This window comes from Bradyrhizobium betae (assembly GCF_004123905.1).
In the GTDB taxonomy this organism is placed as follows: Bacteria; Pseudomonadota; Alphaproteobacteria; order Rhizobiales; family Xanthobacteraceae; genus Bradyrhizobium; species Bradyrhizobium betae_A.
This window is the reverse complement of sequence record NZ_MZXW01000021.1, coordinates 40547-56457: the sequence shown is the minus strand read 5'-3', so window position 1 is coordinate 56457 and position 15911 is coordinate 40547. Positions and strand designations below refer to the sequence as shown.

Sequence of the window (15911 nt, the reverse complement as noted above, 5' to 3'; positions counted from 1 at the left end):
ATCTCCGGCATCAAACGAGGGCAGCATGAAACGCGAAATTCCGACAGCGGACCTGGAGCCAACCACCAGGCGGTGGCAGCTCGACCGGATCGTGGCCGAACTACGTGTCTCCCGGGAGGAGACACACAGCATTCGCAGGGACGGCGAAGCACGCCAGGCCCCTTCGCGCGATGCGCTGGAGGCGGTCCTCAATGGCCTCACCGCAGCGCTGTTTCCGCGGCATTACGGTCGCTCCGAGCTCGACGGCGAGAACATCGACTATTTCGTCGGAAACACGCTCAGTGTCGCCATGGACTCGTTGTGCGACCAGATCCATCGCGGCGCCCTCTTCATCGGCGACGAGCTCACCGCTGGCTTCCGCCGCGAGGACGCCGTCGAACTGACACGGACCTTCGGCTCGCGTCTGCCGATCGTGCGCGGGCTCCTCATCAACGACCTCAGGGCCGCCTTCGTCGGCGACCCGGCCGCCCGGAATTTTCCCGAGATCCTGATCGGCTATCCCGGAATGACGGCGATCATTCATCACCGCCTCGCCCATATCCTGCACGGACTGGGCGCCCGGCTTGTCGCCCGCCTGATCGCCGAGATCGCGCATACCCGCACCGGGATCGACATTCATCCCGGCGCGAGCATCGGCTCGGGTTTCTTCATCGACCACGGCACCGGTGTCGTGATCGGCGAAACCGCCATCATCGGCGACAATGTCCGCGTCTATCAGGCCGTCACGCTCGGCGCCCGTCACTTCCCGACCGACGACGATGGCAGTTTGATCAAGGGCGACGCCCGCCATCCGATCGTGGAAGACGACGTCGTCATCTATGCCGGCGCCACGATTTTGGGCCGGATCACCATCGGCCGCGGCTCGACCATCGGCGGCAACGTCTGGGTGACCCAGGACGTGCCGCCAAACAGCATCGTGACGCAGGCAACTGCCCGCAACAAGCAGGGTTAGACGGCCGGCGCCTTCCAGCGCATCAAACGGCGTTCCAGCGCCTCGAGAATGGCGTTGAAGACGAGACCAATCACGGTGATTCCGAGGATGCCGAAATACATCTGCGGGATCAGGAAGCTGTACTGGCTGTTGATGATGAGATAGCCGAGCCCCGACTTCGCGCCGACCATTTCCGAGGCTACCAGCACCAGCATCGCGGAGGCACTTGCCAAGCGAATGCCGACGAAGATCGTCGGCAGTGAGGCCGGCAGGATCACCTTCCGGAACAGCTGGCTCGGCGTTGCGCCCATCGTCCGTGCCGACTTGACCAGAAGCGGATCGACCTGGCGGACCGCGGCGATCGTGTTCAGCAGCAACGGCCAGGCGCAGCTGTAGACCACCATGGTGACTTTCGAGAGCTCGCCGATCCCCAGCAGCAGGATGAAGACCGGCAGCAGCGCCAGCGGCGCCGTGTTGCGCGCGATCTCGATGATCTGGTTCAGGAGATCGCCGAGTCGGGCGTACCATCCCGTCAAGACCCCCAGCGGCACAAACAGAGCAATGGCAATCAGGAAGCCGCTCAGGGCTCGAAGCAGGCTGGCGCCGACATCGTCATAGAGCTCCCCGGTCTGCGCGAGCTGCCAGCCTGCGGCGATCACCTCGGAGAACGGCGGCAGGAAGGTCACGTCGATGAGACCGAGGCGCGGCGCCGTCTCCCAGAGGGCCAGGAACAACAGCAGTAACAGGTATCGTTGCCCGATGGTGCCGAACCATCGCACCAGGCTGCCCGTCGCGGTCGCAACCGCGCCGGCACGTTGTCTGGCCCGATCTTTCGGACTCCCCTCGGCCAGTTCCAGCAGCGTCAGGATTTCCAGATTAGACATGGGCCAACTCCTTCGCCTTGGCGACCCGCCCGCCGCCCGATGTCGCCGCTTGAGAGCTTTGCGCCTTCAACACTTCATCGCGCAGCAAGGACCACACCTCGTGCCGGACTTGCCCGAACTGGGGCAGCGAGCGAACGTCCTCGGTCTCGCTGTGCAGCTCGGCGGGAATGTCGACAATCTGCTTGATCCGCCCGGGACGCGAGGTCATCACCGCCACGCGCTGACCAAGGACGACAGCTTCATCGATGCCATGGGTGATGAAGAGGATGGTCTTCCCGGTACTGCGCCAGATTCGCAGCAGCTCGCCTTGCAGCGTCTCGCGTGTCTGGGCGTCGAGCGCGGCGAAGGGCTCGTCCATCAGGAGCACCTCCGGATCGTAGGCAAGGCTTCGTGCGATTGCGACGCGTTGCTTCATGCCGCCCGACAGCTCGTGCGGATAGCGGTCGGCAAAGCCGGACAGACCAACGAGATCGAGATAGAGCAGTGCCCTCTCCCGCCGCTCCCTGGCCTTCAGACCGGCGATATCGAGCCCGAACTCGACATTCTGCGCGGCCGTGCGCCAGGGAAACAGCGCGTATTGCTGGAACACGATGCCGCGATCGCGCGCCGGTCCCTCGATGGGCTTGCCATCGAGCAGGATGCGTCCGCTGCTCGGCGCCGCCAGTCCGCCGAGCAGATCCAGCAAGGTTGACTTGCCGCAGCCGCTCGGCCCGACCAGCGCCAGGAATTCGCCGGCACGAACGTCCAGCGTGATATCCTCCAGCGCGGTAAAGCTCTGCGCGGGCCCGCCATCCTTGCCGCGGACCAGAAACTCCTTGCGGACGTGCTCGAAGCAAATCTTGGCCGATGTCATTTGGCCTCCGCGGTCTTGCCGGGACGGAAATAGTTGAACTCGTTGGTGTAGAGGTCCGACGGCTTGAGCTGGTCCGGCTTCAAGAGCCCGTCCTTGACCAGCCAGTCGATCCACACCTGGAGCTCGCCATCGCCGATCACGCCGCCCTTGGTCGCGACGCCCGTGCTCTTCCAGTACTTGATGGGAGTGGCGTCCTCATTGCGCTTGCGATCCGCGATGATGCGTTCGAAGCGTGCGCGCACCTCCTCCGGCGGGGTGGTCTGCGCCCAGGCGATGGCGCGCGAGACGCCCTCGATCAACTTGCGGGAGGTGTTGGGGTTCTCCTTGATGAACTTGTCCCGCAACACATAGGAGCCGCCGGTGAAGTTCCCGAAGATGTCGGTATCCGCAAACAGCCTGCGGATACCGCCGCGTTCCAGAGCCTTGTCGCGGAGAATGCCGTTCAGCGTGGTCACCTCGACCTGCCCCTGCCGCAACGCCTGCTCGCCCGCGACCGGCGGGATCGCGACCAGCGTCACCTGCTTCGCCTCGGCGGGCGTGAGCCCGTTGCGCGCCAGATACTCGCGCAACACGAATTCGAGATGCGCCCCGAGCGTGTTGACGGCGACCTTCGTGCCGATCAGGTCGCGCGCAGACTTGATCGGGCTGTCCTCCTTCACGTAATAGCCGTTGTAGGTGTTGTCGTCCGAGCCGTAATAGCCGACCACCGCCTTGATCGGCGCCTTGGCTGCAATCAGCTTGATGATCGCGCCGTAGAATGCGCCGCCGATGTCGATGTCGCCGGTGACGACGGTCTGGATGTCCTGCGGACCGCTGATGGTGTTGCCAATCCATTTCAGCTTGAGCGGCGCGAGATAGCCGAGATCGTCGGCCAGCTCGATAAAGGTGACCTGCCCGGCCCAGCCCTGGTAGCGTATCTCGATCTTTTCGAGCTGCGGCTCGGCCATGGCGCTGCCGACAAGAGCGGTCAGGCCAAGGCCGGCCAGGCCGAATTGTCGACCTCTTGCCCGCAGGCCGGCAACCAGACGACGCAACGCAGAGATAGCGATCTTCATTGGCTTCACTCCATTGCTCGCTTTAGGCGGCCTTCGCCTGGGGCTTGGCCGCCTTGACGCGGGTCACGCTGTTGCGGCCGTCGATGCTGACCGGCACCTCGCCGTCGATGGTGGCACGCCGCACCACACGGTGCTGGTCGCCGTAATCGTTGACGGCGTAGTGCTGAGTGGCGCGATTGTCCCAGATCACCACGTCCCCTTGCCGCCAGCTCCACCGCACCGTGTTCTCGGGAGCCGTGATGTGTGACTGGTACAGGTCGAACAGCTTCTGGCTGTCGTATTTCGGCAGGCCGACGAAGCGCTGGACGAAATTGCCGAGCACCAGCGTCCGCTCGCCCGTTTCGGGATGGACGCGAACGACCGGATGCTCGGTCTCGTAGATCGTCGCCGTGAAGACTTCTTCGAATTGCTTCCGGTCGGCTTCGGTCGCGCGGGTCTTGACCGCGTAGTCATATGCATTGCTGTGCACCGCCCAGAGCTCGTCTGCGAGCTTGCGCAATGGAGCCGGCAAATCGAGATAGGCGGCCGCCGTGTTGGACCAGATCGTGTCGCCCCCGAACTCGGGGATCACCACCCCGCGCAGGACGGAAATCTTGGGATAGGCATCGACGAAGGTGACGTCGGTGTGCCACTGATCGGCGCGCCCGCCACCTCGCCCGGAATCCAGTTCGAGGATCGACGCAGTGCCCTTGGTGGCGCCGACCGTCGGGTGCGGCACCAGCTTGCCGAGGCGGACGGCAAACCGCTCCTGCTCGGCGTCGTCGAGATGGTTCTGATCCCGGAAGAAGATGACCTTGTGCTCGAGCAGCACCTGGTTGATCGCAGCAATTGTCCGGTCCGGAAGGTCGCCGGAGAGCTTGATGTTCCTGATTTCGGCGCCGATACGCGCCGTCCGCTTGACGATATCCGCGCGCGGAATGACGTTGTCGATGGTGATTGCGTCCGTCATATCATCTACCCCAAGACCGCGATCCGATTTGGACAAGGCTCCGCCGTACGCCGATCGCTGATGCGATGACGGAGTGAAGGACAGTGATGTTGCGATCGATCCTCTTGCAGGATTGCCGTCTGCTCTGGCGACAATCGCGTCTGGCGGGATCTTCGGTGGAGGCTGCATCAATGCAGCCTCTTGTTCAGTCACACGATGCTAACTCAAGGACTTCGGAAATAGCTTCCAAAGTTCGAGGCAGTTGAGAAACAGACGCATCTGCGGTCATGGCGTCTCCAGTTGCGACTTGCGTTCTGCTTTATTCCGCAGCGACGATGTTGGGCGAACGCCAGACGGCCGACGCATAGAGCGACGGCTCGAAGTCGTCGACGATCGGCCCGTTGATCCGCGTCTCATGCGCCGCAAGATCGTCAAGGAACAGATCCCTGCTGATCCGCGCGACGACGCCCGGAATGTCGCGCTTGAAACTCGGCACGTCTCCAATCGGTAGACCGAAGCTGACGAACGCCGCGGGGTTGAACACGTGGATGTTCCGCAAGTAAGGCGCGCGACCAGGCTCCTTCTCCAGGAATTCATGACCCGCGCCGAGATAAGGATGCGCACCCAGGGCGTCGTCCTGCTCGCTCGCTGCCGGCGAAATGCGATCGCGCCATAGCAGGATCTCGTCGGAGAAGGCGGCCAGTTCCGGACGCTTTGCGAGGTCGACCTGATAGCCCGTCCCGGCGATGACGAAATCGAATGCGATATCGCCCTGCGGCGTGGTTGCAAGCAACCGCCGCCCGAACGGCTTGGCTGAGGTCCACGCTGCCGCCAGATGAAGATGGAAGTTCGGGAACTTGACAGCGCGCGCGATAGCATCGGGCGGCGGCGTCGATCCCGCGCGTCGAAAGCGGATGGACTGATGCCAACGGACCGCGTCCGGCAGCGCCCCGTAATTGTCGTAGGCTCCGGGATATCCGCGCGTCCTGATCACGGGCTCCGAAGCAATCTTGTCGCGGCGTGCGAACAGGTGCACCTCCCTCGCCCCGGCCTCAAGCGCAACCGCCGCCGCATCGAACGCGGAGGCCGCGCTGCCCAGCACCGCGACTGACTTGTCTCGCAGCTTCTCGAAATCGATCGTCTCCAACGTATGCGCATAAAGCCCCCTTGGCAGGTTGCGCGACAGCACGTCGGGAACGGACGGGCCTCCGTTACTGGGGAAGCCACTGGCGAGAATGATCTTGCGGGCTGTTTCCGTCCTCGCTTGGCCCGCCACATCGAGATGAAGCCGCAGATGATCCTGCGCCGGCTCGATATGCACAAGCCTAGTACGATAGCGCACTTCGATGCCGAGCGCCTGGCGATACCAATCGAGGTAGGCAGCCCAATCCACGCGGGAAATGCGGTCGATCGCTTCATATGCGACTGCGCCATGGCGGGCTTCATACCAGGCCTGAAAACTCAGCCCCGGAAGACCAAGCTCAGGTCCGGGCAGGCTCTTCGGCGTCCGCAGCTTGTGCATGCGCGCGCTGCTCAGCCAAGGGCCGGACGACGCCGCATCCTGCGCTGCATCGATCACCGTGACCTTGCCGATGCCGGCACGGCGCAATGCGAAGGCGAAAGCGCTTCCGGATTGCCCGCCCCCGATGATGGCGACGTTGTGGTCGGTCCCGTGACGATCCGGGACCCAGTTCTGCGGATCTGGACCAATCAGACGCAAGGTCTCGCGCGCAGCGGCGTCGATATCGGACTGAAACATGTTGCACCCGGATTTCTCTGCATTAGATGCGACCAAATCGTAGAAGCCAGCGCCACTCAGTCAATGAAATGGAATGGGCTTTGTTTGGCTGCCCGAACAACGAAGCCACCGCTGGGTCACGGCGCGTTGAAAGATTTGCGTCGACGGCGCGAAGCGAGCCAGGAAGGGCGACGGGACATTCGATCGCCGCGCCGCCTTCAGTTGAGATGATCGGTTCGCGACATCATCTCCTCAATGCGCTCCCGTCGCTAGATTCATGCTCGCGTCGCACCGAACAACGCAAATCCATTTCATCGACTTTTGTCGCCTCGACAACATAGAGTTCGTCTCGATCAAGCCGTCTCGACGGCGCGTTGGAGATTTTGGAAAGTACGATGTCGACCGCCGGCGTCATCAGCCTCGAACGGGACACGCCTGAGCTTGCACGCACCTACGAGCGGGCCGGCGTCCTCCAGTTTCACCATGGCAAATTCCTCATCGGACCGCTGGTTCTGAAGTCCGGTGATCACGTGCTCGATATCGGTGCCGGCACCGGCCGCCTGACCGAATTCGTCGCGGGACTTGTCGGCCCGACCGGCCGCGTGGTCGGCATCGACCCGCTGGAGAACCGGATCGCGATCGCGCGCCTGCGCGCATCGCAGACGCTGACCTTCGATGTCGGACGTGCCGAGGACCTCTCGCGCTTCGGGCCGGCGGAATTCGACGCCGTCTACCTCAACAGCGTCTTCCACTGGATCGCCGACAAGCGGCAGGCGCTGCTTGAGATCGAACGGGTCCTCAAGCCGGGCGGTCGGATCGGACTGAATGTGCAGGATCCGACCAAACCTCACGAGTCACGCACCCTGCTCCGCCAGGCCATTGAGCAGGCCGGGTTCAGCGAGAGAAGCAGCGAGTCGACCCGCGTGCTCGGAGCCACCGACGAGGAGCTCAGGGCGCTGTTCGCCGAGACCGGCTTTTCCGATTACCGAAGTGACCTGCGCTCGCTCGTCGATCTCCACGGCGACGTGAATTCGGTGCTCGGCTGGTCCGAAGCCAGCGCATTCGGCAATTTCCTCGGCGGCTTTTCGCAAGCGGAACGAGCAGCGATCGACGCAGCCTTTGCCGCGCTGGTCGAGACGAAGCGCACGCCGGAGGGGCTGCATCTCGAACGATATCTGCGTTTCGCTTTCGCCCGGAAGCCGGGATCGCAAGCCACCACTTCCATCTCGTAGCCGCCAGCCTCCCCCCAGCCATCGCATCTGGACATCGAACCATGAGCAACCCACGGCAGCTTGTTCTCAATCTCTTCATCTATCCCGGCGGCCATCACGAAGCCGCGTGGCGCTACAAGGGGTCGTCGGCGGAGCGCATTCTCGACATCACCTATTACCAGGAGCTGGCGCAGCGCGCTGAGGCGAGCAAGTTCGACGCCATCTTCTTTGCCGACGGCCCGGCGCTGGCCGACAACGTCCGCTACGCCCAGCGCTTTCGCTTCGAGCCGATCACCTGGCTGGCTGCGATCGCCGCCGTCACCAGCCGCATCGGGCTGATCGCCACGGCATCCACGACCTATACCGAACCATACAATCTGGCGCGCCTGTTTGCCTCGCTCGATCATCTCAGCCGGGGCCGCGCCGGCTGGAATATCGTCACCACCAGCGTACCGCAGGCCGCGCAGAATTTCGGACTGCCCGAGCATCCTCCGCATCATGAGCGCTACGAGCGCGCCCGTGAATATCTCGACGTGATCTCGCGCCTCTGGGATAGCTGGGAGGACGACGCGCTGGTCAACGACCCCGCCTCCGGTATCTTTGCCGACACGAGCAAGATCCATACGCTCGACCATGTCGGCAAGCATTTTCGCGTGCGTGGCCCGCTGAACATCTCGCGCGTGCCGCAGGGACGGCCCGTCTATGTGCAGGCCGGAGCCTCCGACGACGGCCGCGCCTTCGCCGCCCGGTATGCGGAGGCGATCTTTACCGCGCATCAAACCCTGGACTCGGCAAAGACGTTCTATACCGACATCAAGCGCCAGGCCCGCGCCTTCGACCGCGGTCCCGACGAAATCAAGATTCTGCCCGGGATCAGCCCCTTCATCGGCAGCACGCAGGTCGAGGCGGACCGGCTCCAGGACGAGTTCAACGAGCTGATCCAGCCGGAATATTCCCTGACGCAGCTGCGCCAGATGATCGGCGTCGATCTTACCGGCTACGATCTCGACGGTCCCGTGCCACACCATTTGATCGACACCGCCAGTGCGGGCGGCGTCGCCAGCCGTTTCAAGCTGGTGGTCGACATCGTCGATCGCGAGAAACCGACGATCCGCCAACTCGTCCAGCGCCTGGCCGGCGCGCGCGGCCACTGGGTCATCGCTGGCACGCCGGAAAAGGTCGCCGACAATATCCAGGCCTGGTTCGAGGGAGGCGCGGCCGACGGCTTCAACGTGATGCCGCCCTGGCTCCCCGGCGGCTTCGATGTCTTTGCCGAGCAGGTCGTCCCGATCCTGCGCAAGCGCGGCTTGTTCCGCGAGGACTACACCGGCACGACGCTGCGCGAGCATTACGGCCTCGCCCGTCCCGCCAGCATCTACTCGAACGAGGTCAAGGCAATCGCCTGATACCGTTCTCCCCTCCAAACTGGAAAATTGTAAGAAGACATGAAGATCGCGTTGTTTCTCCTCTCGGGCCTTTTGGCTCTCTCTCCGCTCGCCGCCGGAAACTCCATGGCGCAGCAACCGGCGAAGCCCGAGCTGCGGGTCGGTTTCGTGCCGGGGCCGTACATCGATGAGTTCAAGATCGGCGTCGAGCCCGAGCTGAAGCAGAAGGGCTACAAGATCCGCTACGTCGAATTCTCGACCGGCCTTGAAGCCAACAACGCGGTGTTCAAGTCCGAGATCGATGCCAATGTGATGCAGCACACGGTCTTCCTCGAGTCCTACAACGAGCGCCAGAAGACCGATCTCGTCGGCATCGTCCACGTCCCGACACCACCGATGGGCCTCTATTCGAAAAAGCACCCGCTGGGCACGCCGATCAAGCCGGGCTCCAGCGTCGCGGTGCCGAACGATCCCGTCAATCTCCAGCGCGCGCTGTGGGTGCTGCGCGATCTCGGCCTGATCGAGATCCGCGACAGCAAGCCGGTCGACGTCACCGAGCTCGACGTCATCAAGAATCCCGGCGGCATCAAGCTGGTCCCGCTCGAGGCCGCGCAGGCGCCGCGGGCGCTCGACGACGTCGACTTCGCCGCCATCCAGGGCAATTTCGCCATCTTCAGCGGGCTCAAGCTGACCAACGCCTTCGCGCTGGAGAAGATGACGACGCCCTACATCAACGTGCTCGCGGTGAAGAAGGCCAATGCCAATGCCGAATGGGCCCAGGACATCGTCGCCGGCTACAAGTCCCCCGCATTCAAGACGGCGATTAAGGCCGACCGTTTCTATGACGGCTTCACCTTGCCCGACTACATGAAGTGAAGGGATGGCGGAACAATAGCGACATACGGCATGTTCGAATTTGCTCTGGAATGGACTGGCCTTCGTTCTCCCGCCGAGCGGGCGGCCGACGCGCGAGCGGTGACCGATCGCATCGGCAAGCATGAGGCATTGATCCTCCCGCTGGTGCTGATGATCGCATTCCTGTTCGTGCTTGGCCTCAGGACAGGGGCGCATCTGCATGAGCGTGCCGACCGGAGCCTGCTGTACGCATCGTTCGGCAGCATGGGTATGCCTATGTTTGCCGTGGTGCCGGACTCGTGTCGCCGCCCTCTGAACGCCGGTTCCACCCCGCGCCTGCGGCACGCCGACGTGCTCGCGCTACTCACAGATGACTGATCCAACGCTCCGCACCCGGTGTACCGCATGAAAATCGTTCCTTGCGAAACGTCACCATGGAATTTTCTGCTCGGACAGATGACAGCTTCAGTACGATCCAACCAAACTGATCCTCGCCAACGCCAGGCGATGTTCAACGTCTTGTCGCCCGTGATAGCCTTGCAGGGTTCTCGCCCTACAATGATGTCCGGAGTGAACATGAGCTACCTCGTCTCGCTGCATCTAGGCATCGCCAGCTTGCTCGAACAGGCACGCGGATGGTTCCGGCGCTCACTAAAGCCGCAGACGGGCGGCCCGAACGATGACCAGGGCGGCCATCAGGACGACCTTTACGAGATATTCCTGTTCGGGCCTCACGGCTGACAACTCTGCACAAGCGCCGGGCCCGAGCTTCCATTGACACAAAGGTAATCAGACAATGACCGACGCTGCGTTGCAGCTCGCCGAGACTGGCCGCCGCCTCGATGCCATCGACCGCAAGATACTGACGGTGCTTCAGGAGGACGCCTCACTCTCGGTGGCCGAAATCGGCGATCGCGTCGGCCTGTCGTCCACGCCATGCTGGAAGCGCATTCAGCGGCTGGAGGCCGACGGCGTGATCCTGAAGCGCGTCGCGCTGGTCGACCAGAACAAGATCGGCCTCGGCCTTTCGGTGTTCGTCTCGGTCGAAAGCTCCGATCACTCCGACGCCTGGCTGAAGCGCTTCGCCGCGGCGGTCAGCGCCATGCCCGAGGTGATGGAATTCTACCGGATGGCCGGCGACGTCGACTACATGCTGCGCGTCGTGATCCCCGACATGCAGAGCTACGACGTGTTCTACAAGAAACTGATCCACGCCGTGCCGCTCAAGAACGTCACCTCGCGCTTTGCGATGGAGAAGATCAAGTCGATCACGGCCCTGCCGGTGCCGGCGGCGGTGGCTGACTAAGGCGATAGTGGGAAGCGACTCCACCCCGAGCGTAATGGCTGGGCGAACTACAGCACGGTGCCATTGCGCACACATGCATAATGCCTACCGGTTGTCCGATTTGTTCGCGGCAGTACCCGGTTCTACGATGAGATTGCAGCAGAGCTGCTCGAGTGGGCGTCCGGGGTCTATATTGGGACGAAAGCGGAAGGAAACTATTTCCAAACGCGCCAAAAGATTTCGTGGGAATGGAGCTGCTTATATAGCGAACTCAGCAACTTAGCTGCTGGCTGGGGCGGGAGGGATCGAACCTCCGAATGGCGGAATCAAAACCTGCCTGACTATTCAGCGATTTCAATGGGTATTTGGAAAAAATAGCCGGATACGCTGATAGTAATATCAATTGCTTAGCAGGCATTTCCAAATAACAGAGCGCCTCGCCAGCGAAGATCGGCTTTGAACAATACGGGGGCTGCGCGCGTACGCGCATCGACGTAAGCAGATCGATGCCTTGAAGGCGAAATCCGTCCTTCGACCCCACGTTCCGAGGCTGCGGTTTGCACTGTTACTACGGGTGACATCACTCATCATCGCGATAACCGTTGCCGCGCAGCATTTATGTTTTGCTGTCGCTTCGAACGGTTGGATATTAGTGGAGAAGCACTGCGGCGGAGTGGGTGTCAGTCAATTCCCATTGAAAAATAAGGGATTTTCGATCTTTCGAGACCCACCGTTCGAGCTACGGCCGACTATTGGCGCGGCCGCTCTTCTTCGCCATGCTGGTGAAGGAGGTCGAGCAACCGCTTGCGCATGATCATGCCCGGCCGATCAGACGGCATGTGCATCTCTATCTTGCGTCCCATGTCGACAATGGCGTCGGGGTCAGTCGATTCCAGCATGTCACGATCTTCGGCGATGATCGCGGCATCCCAATCGATCAGCTCCTGTGTCGAGCAGTCCGCCTCGCCGTCATTGCGGAACAGCAGCTGGACCACCTGGATCTGGCCGTCCGAGATCGGCGTCGCACAATTGAAGATGATGTGCCGGATGCCGGACGGATATTCCATGTCGAGACGCCGGCAGAACGGCATGAACCATTTGTTGCGCTGATGGCGCCTGGTCATCGGCTCTCTCGTCCCGGTGATCCTGTAGGCATTGGCCGGATTGCGAACCGTGATGATGGTCTCGGCATCGAAGCCAACATCGGTCTCGACGACCTCGTACTTCTCCGGCTTTGGCTGATTGATGTCGCCGAAGGTGCCCTTGTGGACGAAGGCGAAGTGCGCATTGGCGAAGGAGTTTTCCATCAGCCGTAGCGCCGCCGTGTTCCATTTGTCGTAGAACTGGTTGATGCGGCGATAGCCGGGCATGCCGTCCTCGGGAATTTCGGGGATGTCGGCCAAGGGCTCGTCGAGCGCAACCCAAACATAGCCGTAGCGAGCCTTGGCGCGGAACGAGCGCGCCGTCGCGTCGGGGACCGGCTGCTCGAACGGAAACTGCGGGATCATCACCAGCTTACCGTCGCGGTCATACTCCCATCCATGATAACCGCAGACGATATTGCCGTTCTTGCACCAGCCCTTCGAAAGCTTCGCCGTGCGGTGGCAGCACCGGTCTTCCAGCGCGGCCGGCTGGCCCTCGGCGTCGAGGAACAGGACGATTGGCTCGCCGAGCAGCGTGAACGGCTTTGGCCCATCCTTGAGGTGATCCAGCGGCATCAGCGCATACCAAAAACGGCGCAGCACGGGCTGTTTCGTGCTCAACATGGTGATCCTCCGCGATCAGGCGGCCAGTCGCGTGACCACACGCGCGGCATCCGATTTGAGCTTTTGCAGGTCGAGGCCGGGGATGGTGCCGTCTGCGACGACGATGCGGCCGCCAACCAGGAGATAGCGAAGTTTCGCCGAACCGCCGCAGGTCACCGGCGCGATCAGGGGATCATGCATGCCGAAATGCCTGACGTCATCGAGCTTGAAGATGGCAATGTCCGCCTGTTGCCCCGGCGCCAGCGTGCCGACGTGAGGCATGCCGAGCACGCGCGCGCCACCCGCTGTCGCCCAGTGTACGACGTCCTCGGCCGTCACCGCGCCCGCCCCCTTCATGGCGCGATGGGTGTGCCAGGCGCTGTGCATCTCGCAGAGCATGTCGGCGGCCTCGTTGGAGGCTGCCCCGTCGACGCCGAGAGAGACCGCGCCGCCGAGGCGCGCCATGGCATCGGCGGGCGCGACGCCGGAGCCGAGGCGACAGTTGGATTGCGGGCAATGCGCCATGCCGGTTCCGGTGCTCGCGAGAATCCGCACCTCGTCGTCGTCGAGATGCACCAGATGCGCGAACCAGACGTCCTCGCCCAGCCAGCCATGATCGGCCAACCAATGCACAGGCCGCTTGCCGTGCACCGACAGGCAGAAATCGACATAGTCGGCAGTCTCCGACAAGTGACTGTGGAGCCGCACCCCCATGCGGCGCGCCGCCGCAATGACCTCGCGCAGTTCGCCGGGGTCGAGCGACCAGGTCGGCGTGGTTGGCGCCAGCGCAACGCGCGACAGACCATTCGGGGATGCATCGTGGAAGCGCTGCGCGCAGGCCTCGACCGACTGCAACATGCGATCGAGCGTTTCGACGGGCATCGCCGCAAACCTGTCGGTATCGACATGGCGCGCCGTGGTGCCGCCGCCGCGGCAAAACACCAGGCGGATGCCGAGGCTGCGTGCCACCTCGAAGATCACCTGCGCGGGGTCGAAGCCGAACGTGTCGCTAAAGAGGTAGTGATGGTCAGCGACCGTCGTCGTACCCGAAAGAAGCAGCTCCGCGAGCCCGATCCGGGCCGCAACGGCAAGCGCCTCCTCGTCGAATTTCGACCAGAACCGGTATGGCACGGCGCGCAGCCAGCCGGCCAGCGGCAGGTCGATGCCGGACCGCACGCCCTTCAGCACACTCTGGAACAGGTGATGATGAGTCGAGACCAGACCGGGATAGATCACCCCGCCTTGGGCATCGAGGCGTTGCTCGCCCGGCTGCGGCTCCAGCGCGCCGATCTCGACGATGACGCCATCACGGATGCGAATCTGCCCGGCGGCGCGCATGGCGACGCCCGGCAGGCCGGTGAAGATGCCGGCGGCATTGTCGATCAATATGGCGGTCATGCTTCGGCCCTGGTCTCGCTGTCGTGCCAATCCGACAAAGCCCACTGCGACAACGCAACCATGGCCGCGAACAGCAGAACTCCGGTCAGGGTGATCAGGAACAAAGCCGCGAACATGCGAGGAATGTCCAGCGTGAATCCCGCATCGAGAATTTCGTAGGCAAGCCCCGATGATCGCCCACCAGTGCCTGCCACGAATTCGGCTACCACCGCACCGATCAAGGCCAGGCCGCTCGATATCCGCAAGCCGCCGAAGAAATAGGGCAGCGCTCCCGGAATGCGCAGCTTCACCAGCGTCTTGAAGCGGCTGGCACGATTCATCCGGAAAAAATTCGCAAGTCCCGGGTCGACGCTGCGCAAGCCCAACGTCGTGTTCGAGATGATGGGAAACAGCGCCACCAAGGTCGCGCAGATGGTCAGCGACAGCTGCGTGTTCTTCACCAAGATGATGATGAGAGGCGCAATGGCGACGACGGGCGTCACCTGCAGCAGCACCGCATAGGGAAACAGGCTGACCTCGATCGCCCGGCTCTGCACGAACATGAAGGCGATCAGCGTGCCCAGAATGACGGCTGCGACGAAGGCCTGCAGGGTGACGCGCAAGGTCACGAGGAGTGCGCGCAGGAGCGAAGGCCCATTGTGCAGGAGGCTTGCGAAGATGTCCGTCGGCTTTGGAAACAGGTAGACGGGAACGGACGCTAGCCGGAAGCCGACCTCCCACACCGCGAACAGGACGATGCCGACCGCAACCGGGGCGGCGATCCGCACGAACGCTTCGGATTCGAACAACGGCTTCATGACTCGCCTCCACCGGCCGATTGCAGCGATGCTTCGGCAAGCCAGGTCGACAATTCGCGGCAACAGGCCGCAAATTTCGAGCTGTCGCGGAAACCCTGGTCGCGCGGCTGCGGCTGGTCGATGGTCATGATGCGAAAGATGCGCCCCGGGTTCGCGGCCATGACGATGATCCGGGTCGAGAGGAACACGGCCTCGTAGATCGAATGCGTCACGAAGACGGTGGTCAGCTTGCGCTCCCACGACAGGTTGACGAGGTCGTCGTCCAGCTTGTTGCGCGTGAATTCGTCGAGGGCCCCGAACGGTTCGTCCATCAGCAGAAGGTTGGGATCGGTGACCAGGGCGCGCGCGATGGAGACACGCATCTTCATGCCGCCGGACAGCTGCCGCGGGAAGTGCCGGTTGAACTTGGAGAGGCCGACGTGAGCGATGGCGTCCGCCACCTTGGGATCCGCCGTGGCTCGCGGCATGTTGCCGAACTCCAGCGGCAAACGGACGTTGGCCTCGACCCGGGCCCAGGGCATCAGGGTCGGCTCCTGAAATACGAAGGCGAGGCGCCGCCCCTCCTGCCCCACTTGCGCGAAGTCGCCGCGCCACCACAGCAACCGTCCGTCGGAGGGCTCGATGAGGTTGGCGACCAGCTTGAGCAGCGTGCTCTTGCCGCAGCCGGAAGGGCCGATCAGGGTCAGGAACTCGCCGTCGGCGATGGACAGGTCGATCGGCGCCAGGCCGCGCGCGCCGTTGGCAAACACCTTCTCGGCGGACAGAACCTCGACGGCCGGCGGCCGCTCGTCAGCTGTCGTCATCTGCTTTGCCATTTCGTCGAGCGGTTTAACGGACGACAGCACC

Annotated in this window: 16 protein-coding genes; 7 read left to right on the top strand and 9 right to left on the bottom strand. The window is 63.0% G+C overall.

Features of this window, described 5'->3' with window-relative positions; all coding sequences use genetic code 11:
- Positions 1-25: 25 nt before the first annotated feature.
- Positions 26-952 (top strand): serine O-acetyltransferase EpsC, encoded by a 927-nt coding sequence (gene epsC, locus B5V03_RS18495; RefSeq protein ID WP_129271839.1) that lies wholly within the window; start codon positions 26-28, stop codon positions 950-952.
- Here the strand turns inward: epsC and B5V03_RS18490 are convergent.
- The 5 genes from B5V03_RS18490 to B5V03_RS18470 form a co-directional block, all read right to left on the bottom strand.
- Positions 949-1815: an ABC transporter permease gene (locus tag B5V03_RS18490; protein ID WP_129271838.1), complete on the bottom strand. Its 867-nt coding sequence runs from the start codon at positions 1813-1815 to the stop codon at positions 949-951. The two genes, epsC and B5V03_RS18490, sit on opposite strands and share 4 nt — an antisense overlap.
- Positions 1808-2668 carry an ABC transporter ATP-binding protein gene (locus B5V03_RS18485; RefSeq protein WP_129271837.1) on the bottom strand — a complete coding sequence of 287 codons (861 nt, stop codon included), beginning with the start codon at positions 2666-2668 and terminating at the stop codon, positions 1808-1810. The genes B5V03_RS18490 and B5V03_RS18485 overlap by 8 nt, the downstream gene beginning before the upstream one ends.
- Positions 2665-3723 carry an ABC transporter substrate-binding protein gene (locus B5V03_RS18480; protein WP_164988111.1) on the bottom strand — a complete coding sequence of 353 codons (1059 nt, stop codon included), beginning with the start codon at positions 3721-3723 and terminating at the stop codon, positions 2665-2667. The genes B5V03_RS18485 and B5V03_RS18480 overlap by 4 nt, the downstream gene beginning before the upstream one ends.
- A gap of 22 nt (positions 3724-3745) precedes the next feature.
- Entirely contained in the window at positions 3746-4672 is a 927-nt protein-coding gene (locus tag B5V03_RS18475) for a TauD/TfdA dioxygenase family protein (RefSeq protein ID WP_129271836.1), read from the bottom strand.
- Between the two features lie 298 nt (positions 4673-4970).
- Positions 4971-6410, bottom strand: coding sequence for an FAD-dependent oxidoreductase (locus B5V03_RS18470; RefSeq protein ID WP_129271835.1), 1440 nt, complete (start codon positions 6408-6410; stop codon positions 4971-4973).
- A 374-nt stretch (positions 6411-6784) separates the two neighbouring features.
- Here B5V03_RS18470 and B5V03_RS18465 point away from each other — a divergent pair, with 374 nt between their 5' ends.
- The 6 genes from B5V03_RS18465 to B5V03_RS18445 all read left to right on the top strand — a co-directional run bounded on the left by B5V03_RS18465 (position 6785) and on the right by B5V03_RS18445 (position 11146).
- Positions 6785-7621 carry a class I SAM-dependent methyltransferase gene (locus B5V03_RS18465; RefSeq protein WP_129271834.1) on the top strand — a complete coding sequence of 279 codons (837 nt, stop codon included), beginning with the start codon at positions 6785-6787 and terminating at the stop codon, positions 7619-7621.
- 41 nt (positions 7622-7662) lie between these two features.
- Positions 7663-9006 carry an LLM class flavin-dependent oxidoreductase gene (locus B5V03_RS18460; protein WP_129271833.1) on the top strand — a complete coding sequence of 448 codons (1344 nt, stop codon included), beginning with the start codon at positions 7663-7665 and terminating at the stop codon, positions 9004-9006.
- 39 nt (positions 9007-9045) lie between these two features.
- Positions 9046-9861: a MetQ/NlpA family ABC transporter substrate-binding protein gene (locus tag B5V03_RS18455; protein WP_129271832.1), complete on the top strand. Its 816-nt coding sequence runs from the start codon at positions 9046-9048 to the stop codon at positions 9859-9861.
- Between the two features lie 30 nt (positions 9862-9891).
- Positions 9892-10218 (top strand): hypothetical protein, encoded by a 327-nt coding sequence (locus B5V03_RS18450; protein ID WP_129271831.1) that lies wholly within the window; start codon positions 9892-9894, stop codon positions 10216-10218.
- A 198-nt stretch (positions 10219-10416) separates the two neighbouring features.
- A complete protein-coding gene (locus B5V03_RS41515) occupies positions 10417-10581 on the top strand; it encodes a hypothetical protein (protein WP_164988110.1) in 165 nt (54 codons plus the stop codon).
- Between the two features lie 55 nt (positions 10582-10636).
- Complete coding sequence (locus tag B5V03_RS18445) at positions 10637-11146, top strand: Lrp/AsnC family transcriptional regulator (RefSeq protein WP_129271830.1); 510 nt, start codon at positions 10637-10639, stop codon at positions 11144-11146.
- Positions 11147-11874: 728 nt separating this feature from the next.
- Here the strand turns inward: B5V03_RS18445 and B5V03_RS18440 are convergent.
- The 4 genes from B5V03_RS18440 to B5V03_RS18425 are packed head-to-tail and all read right to left on the bottom strand — an operon-like array spanning position 11875 to position 15880.
- Positions 11875-12891 (bottom strand): aromatic ring-hydroxylating oxygenase subunit alpha, encoded by a 1017-nt coding sequence (locus B5V03_RS18440; protein ID WP_129271829.1) that lies wholly within the window; start codon positions 12889-12891, stop codon positions 11875-11877.
- A 15-nt stretch (positions 12892-12906) separates the two neighbouring features.
- Positions 12907-14268, bottom strand: a complete 1362-nt coding sequence (locus tag B5V03_RS18435; protein ID WP_129271828.1) for an amidohydrolase family protein — start codon at positions 14266-14268, stop codon at positions 12907-12909.
- On the bottom strand, positions 14265-15065 hold the full coding sequence (locus B5V03_RS18430; protein WP_129271827.1) for an ABC transporter permease: 801 nt from the start codon (positions 15063-15065) through the stop codon (positions 14265-14267). Before B5V03_RS18430 ends, B5V03_RS18435 begins: the two co-directional genes overlap by 4 nt.
- Entirely contained in the window at positions 15062-15880 is an 819-nt protein-coding gene (locus tag B5V03_RS18425; protein ID WP_129272030.1) for an ABC transporter ATP-binding protein, read from the bottom strand. The genes B5V03_RS18430 and B5V03_RS18425 overlap by 4 nt, the downstream gene beginning before the upstream one ends.
- Between the last annotated feature and the right edge of the window lie 31 nt (positions 15881-15911).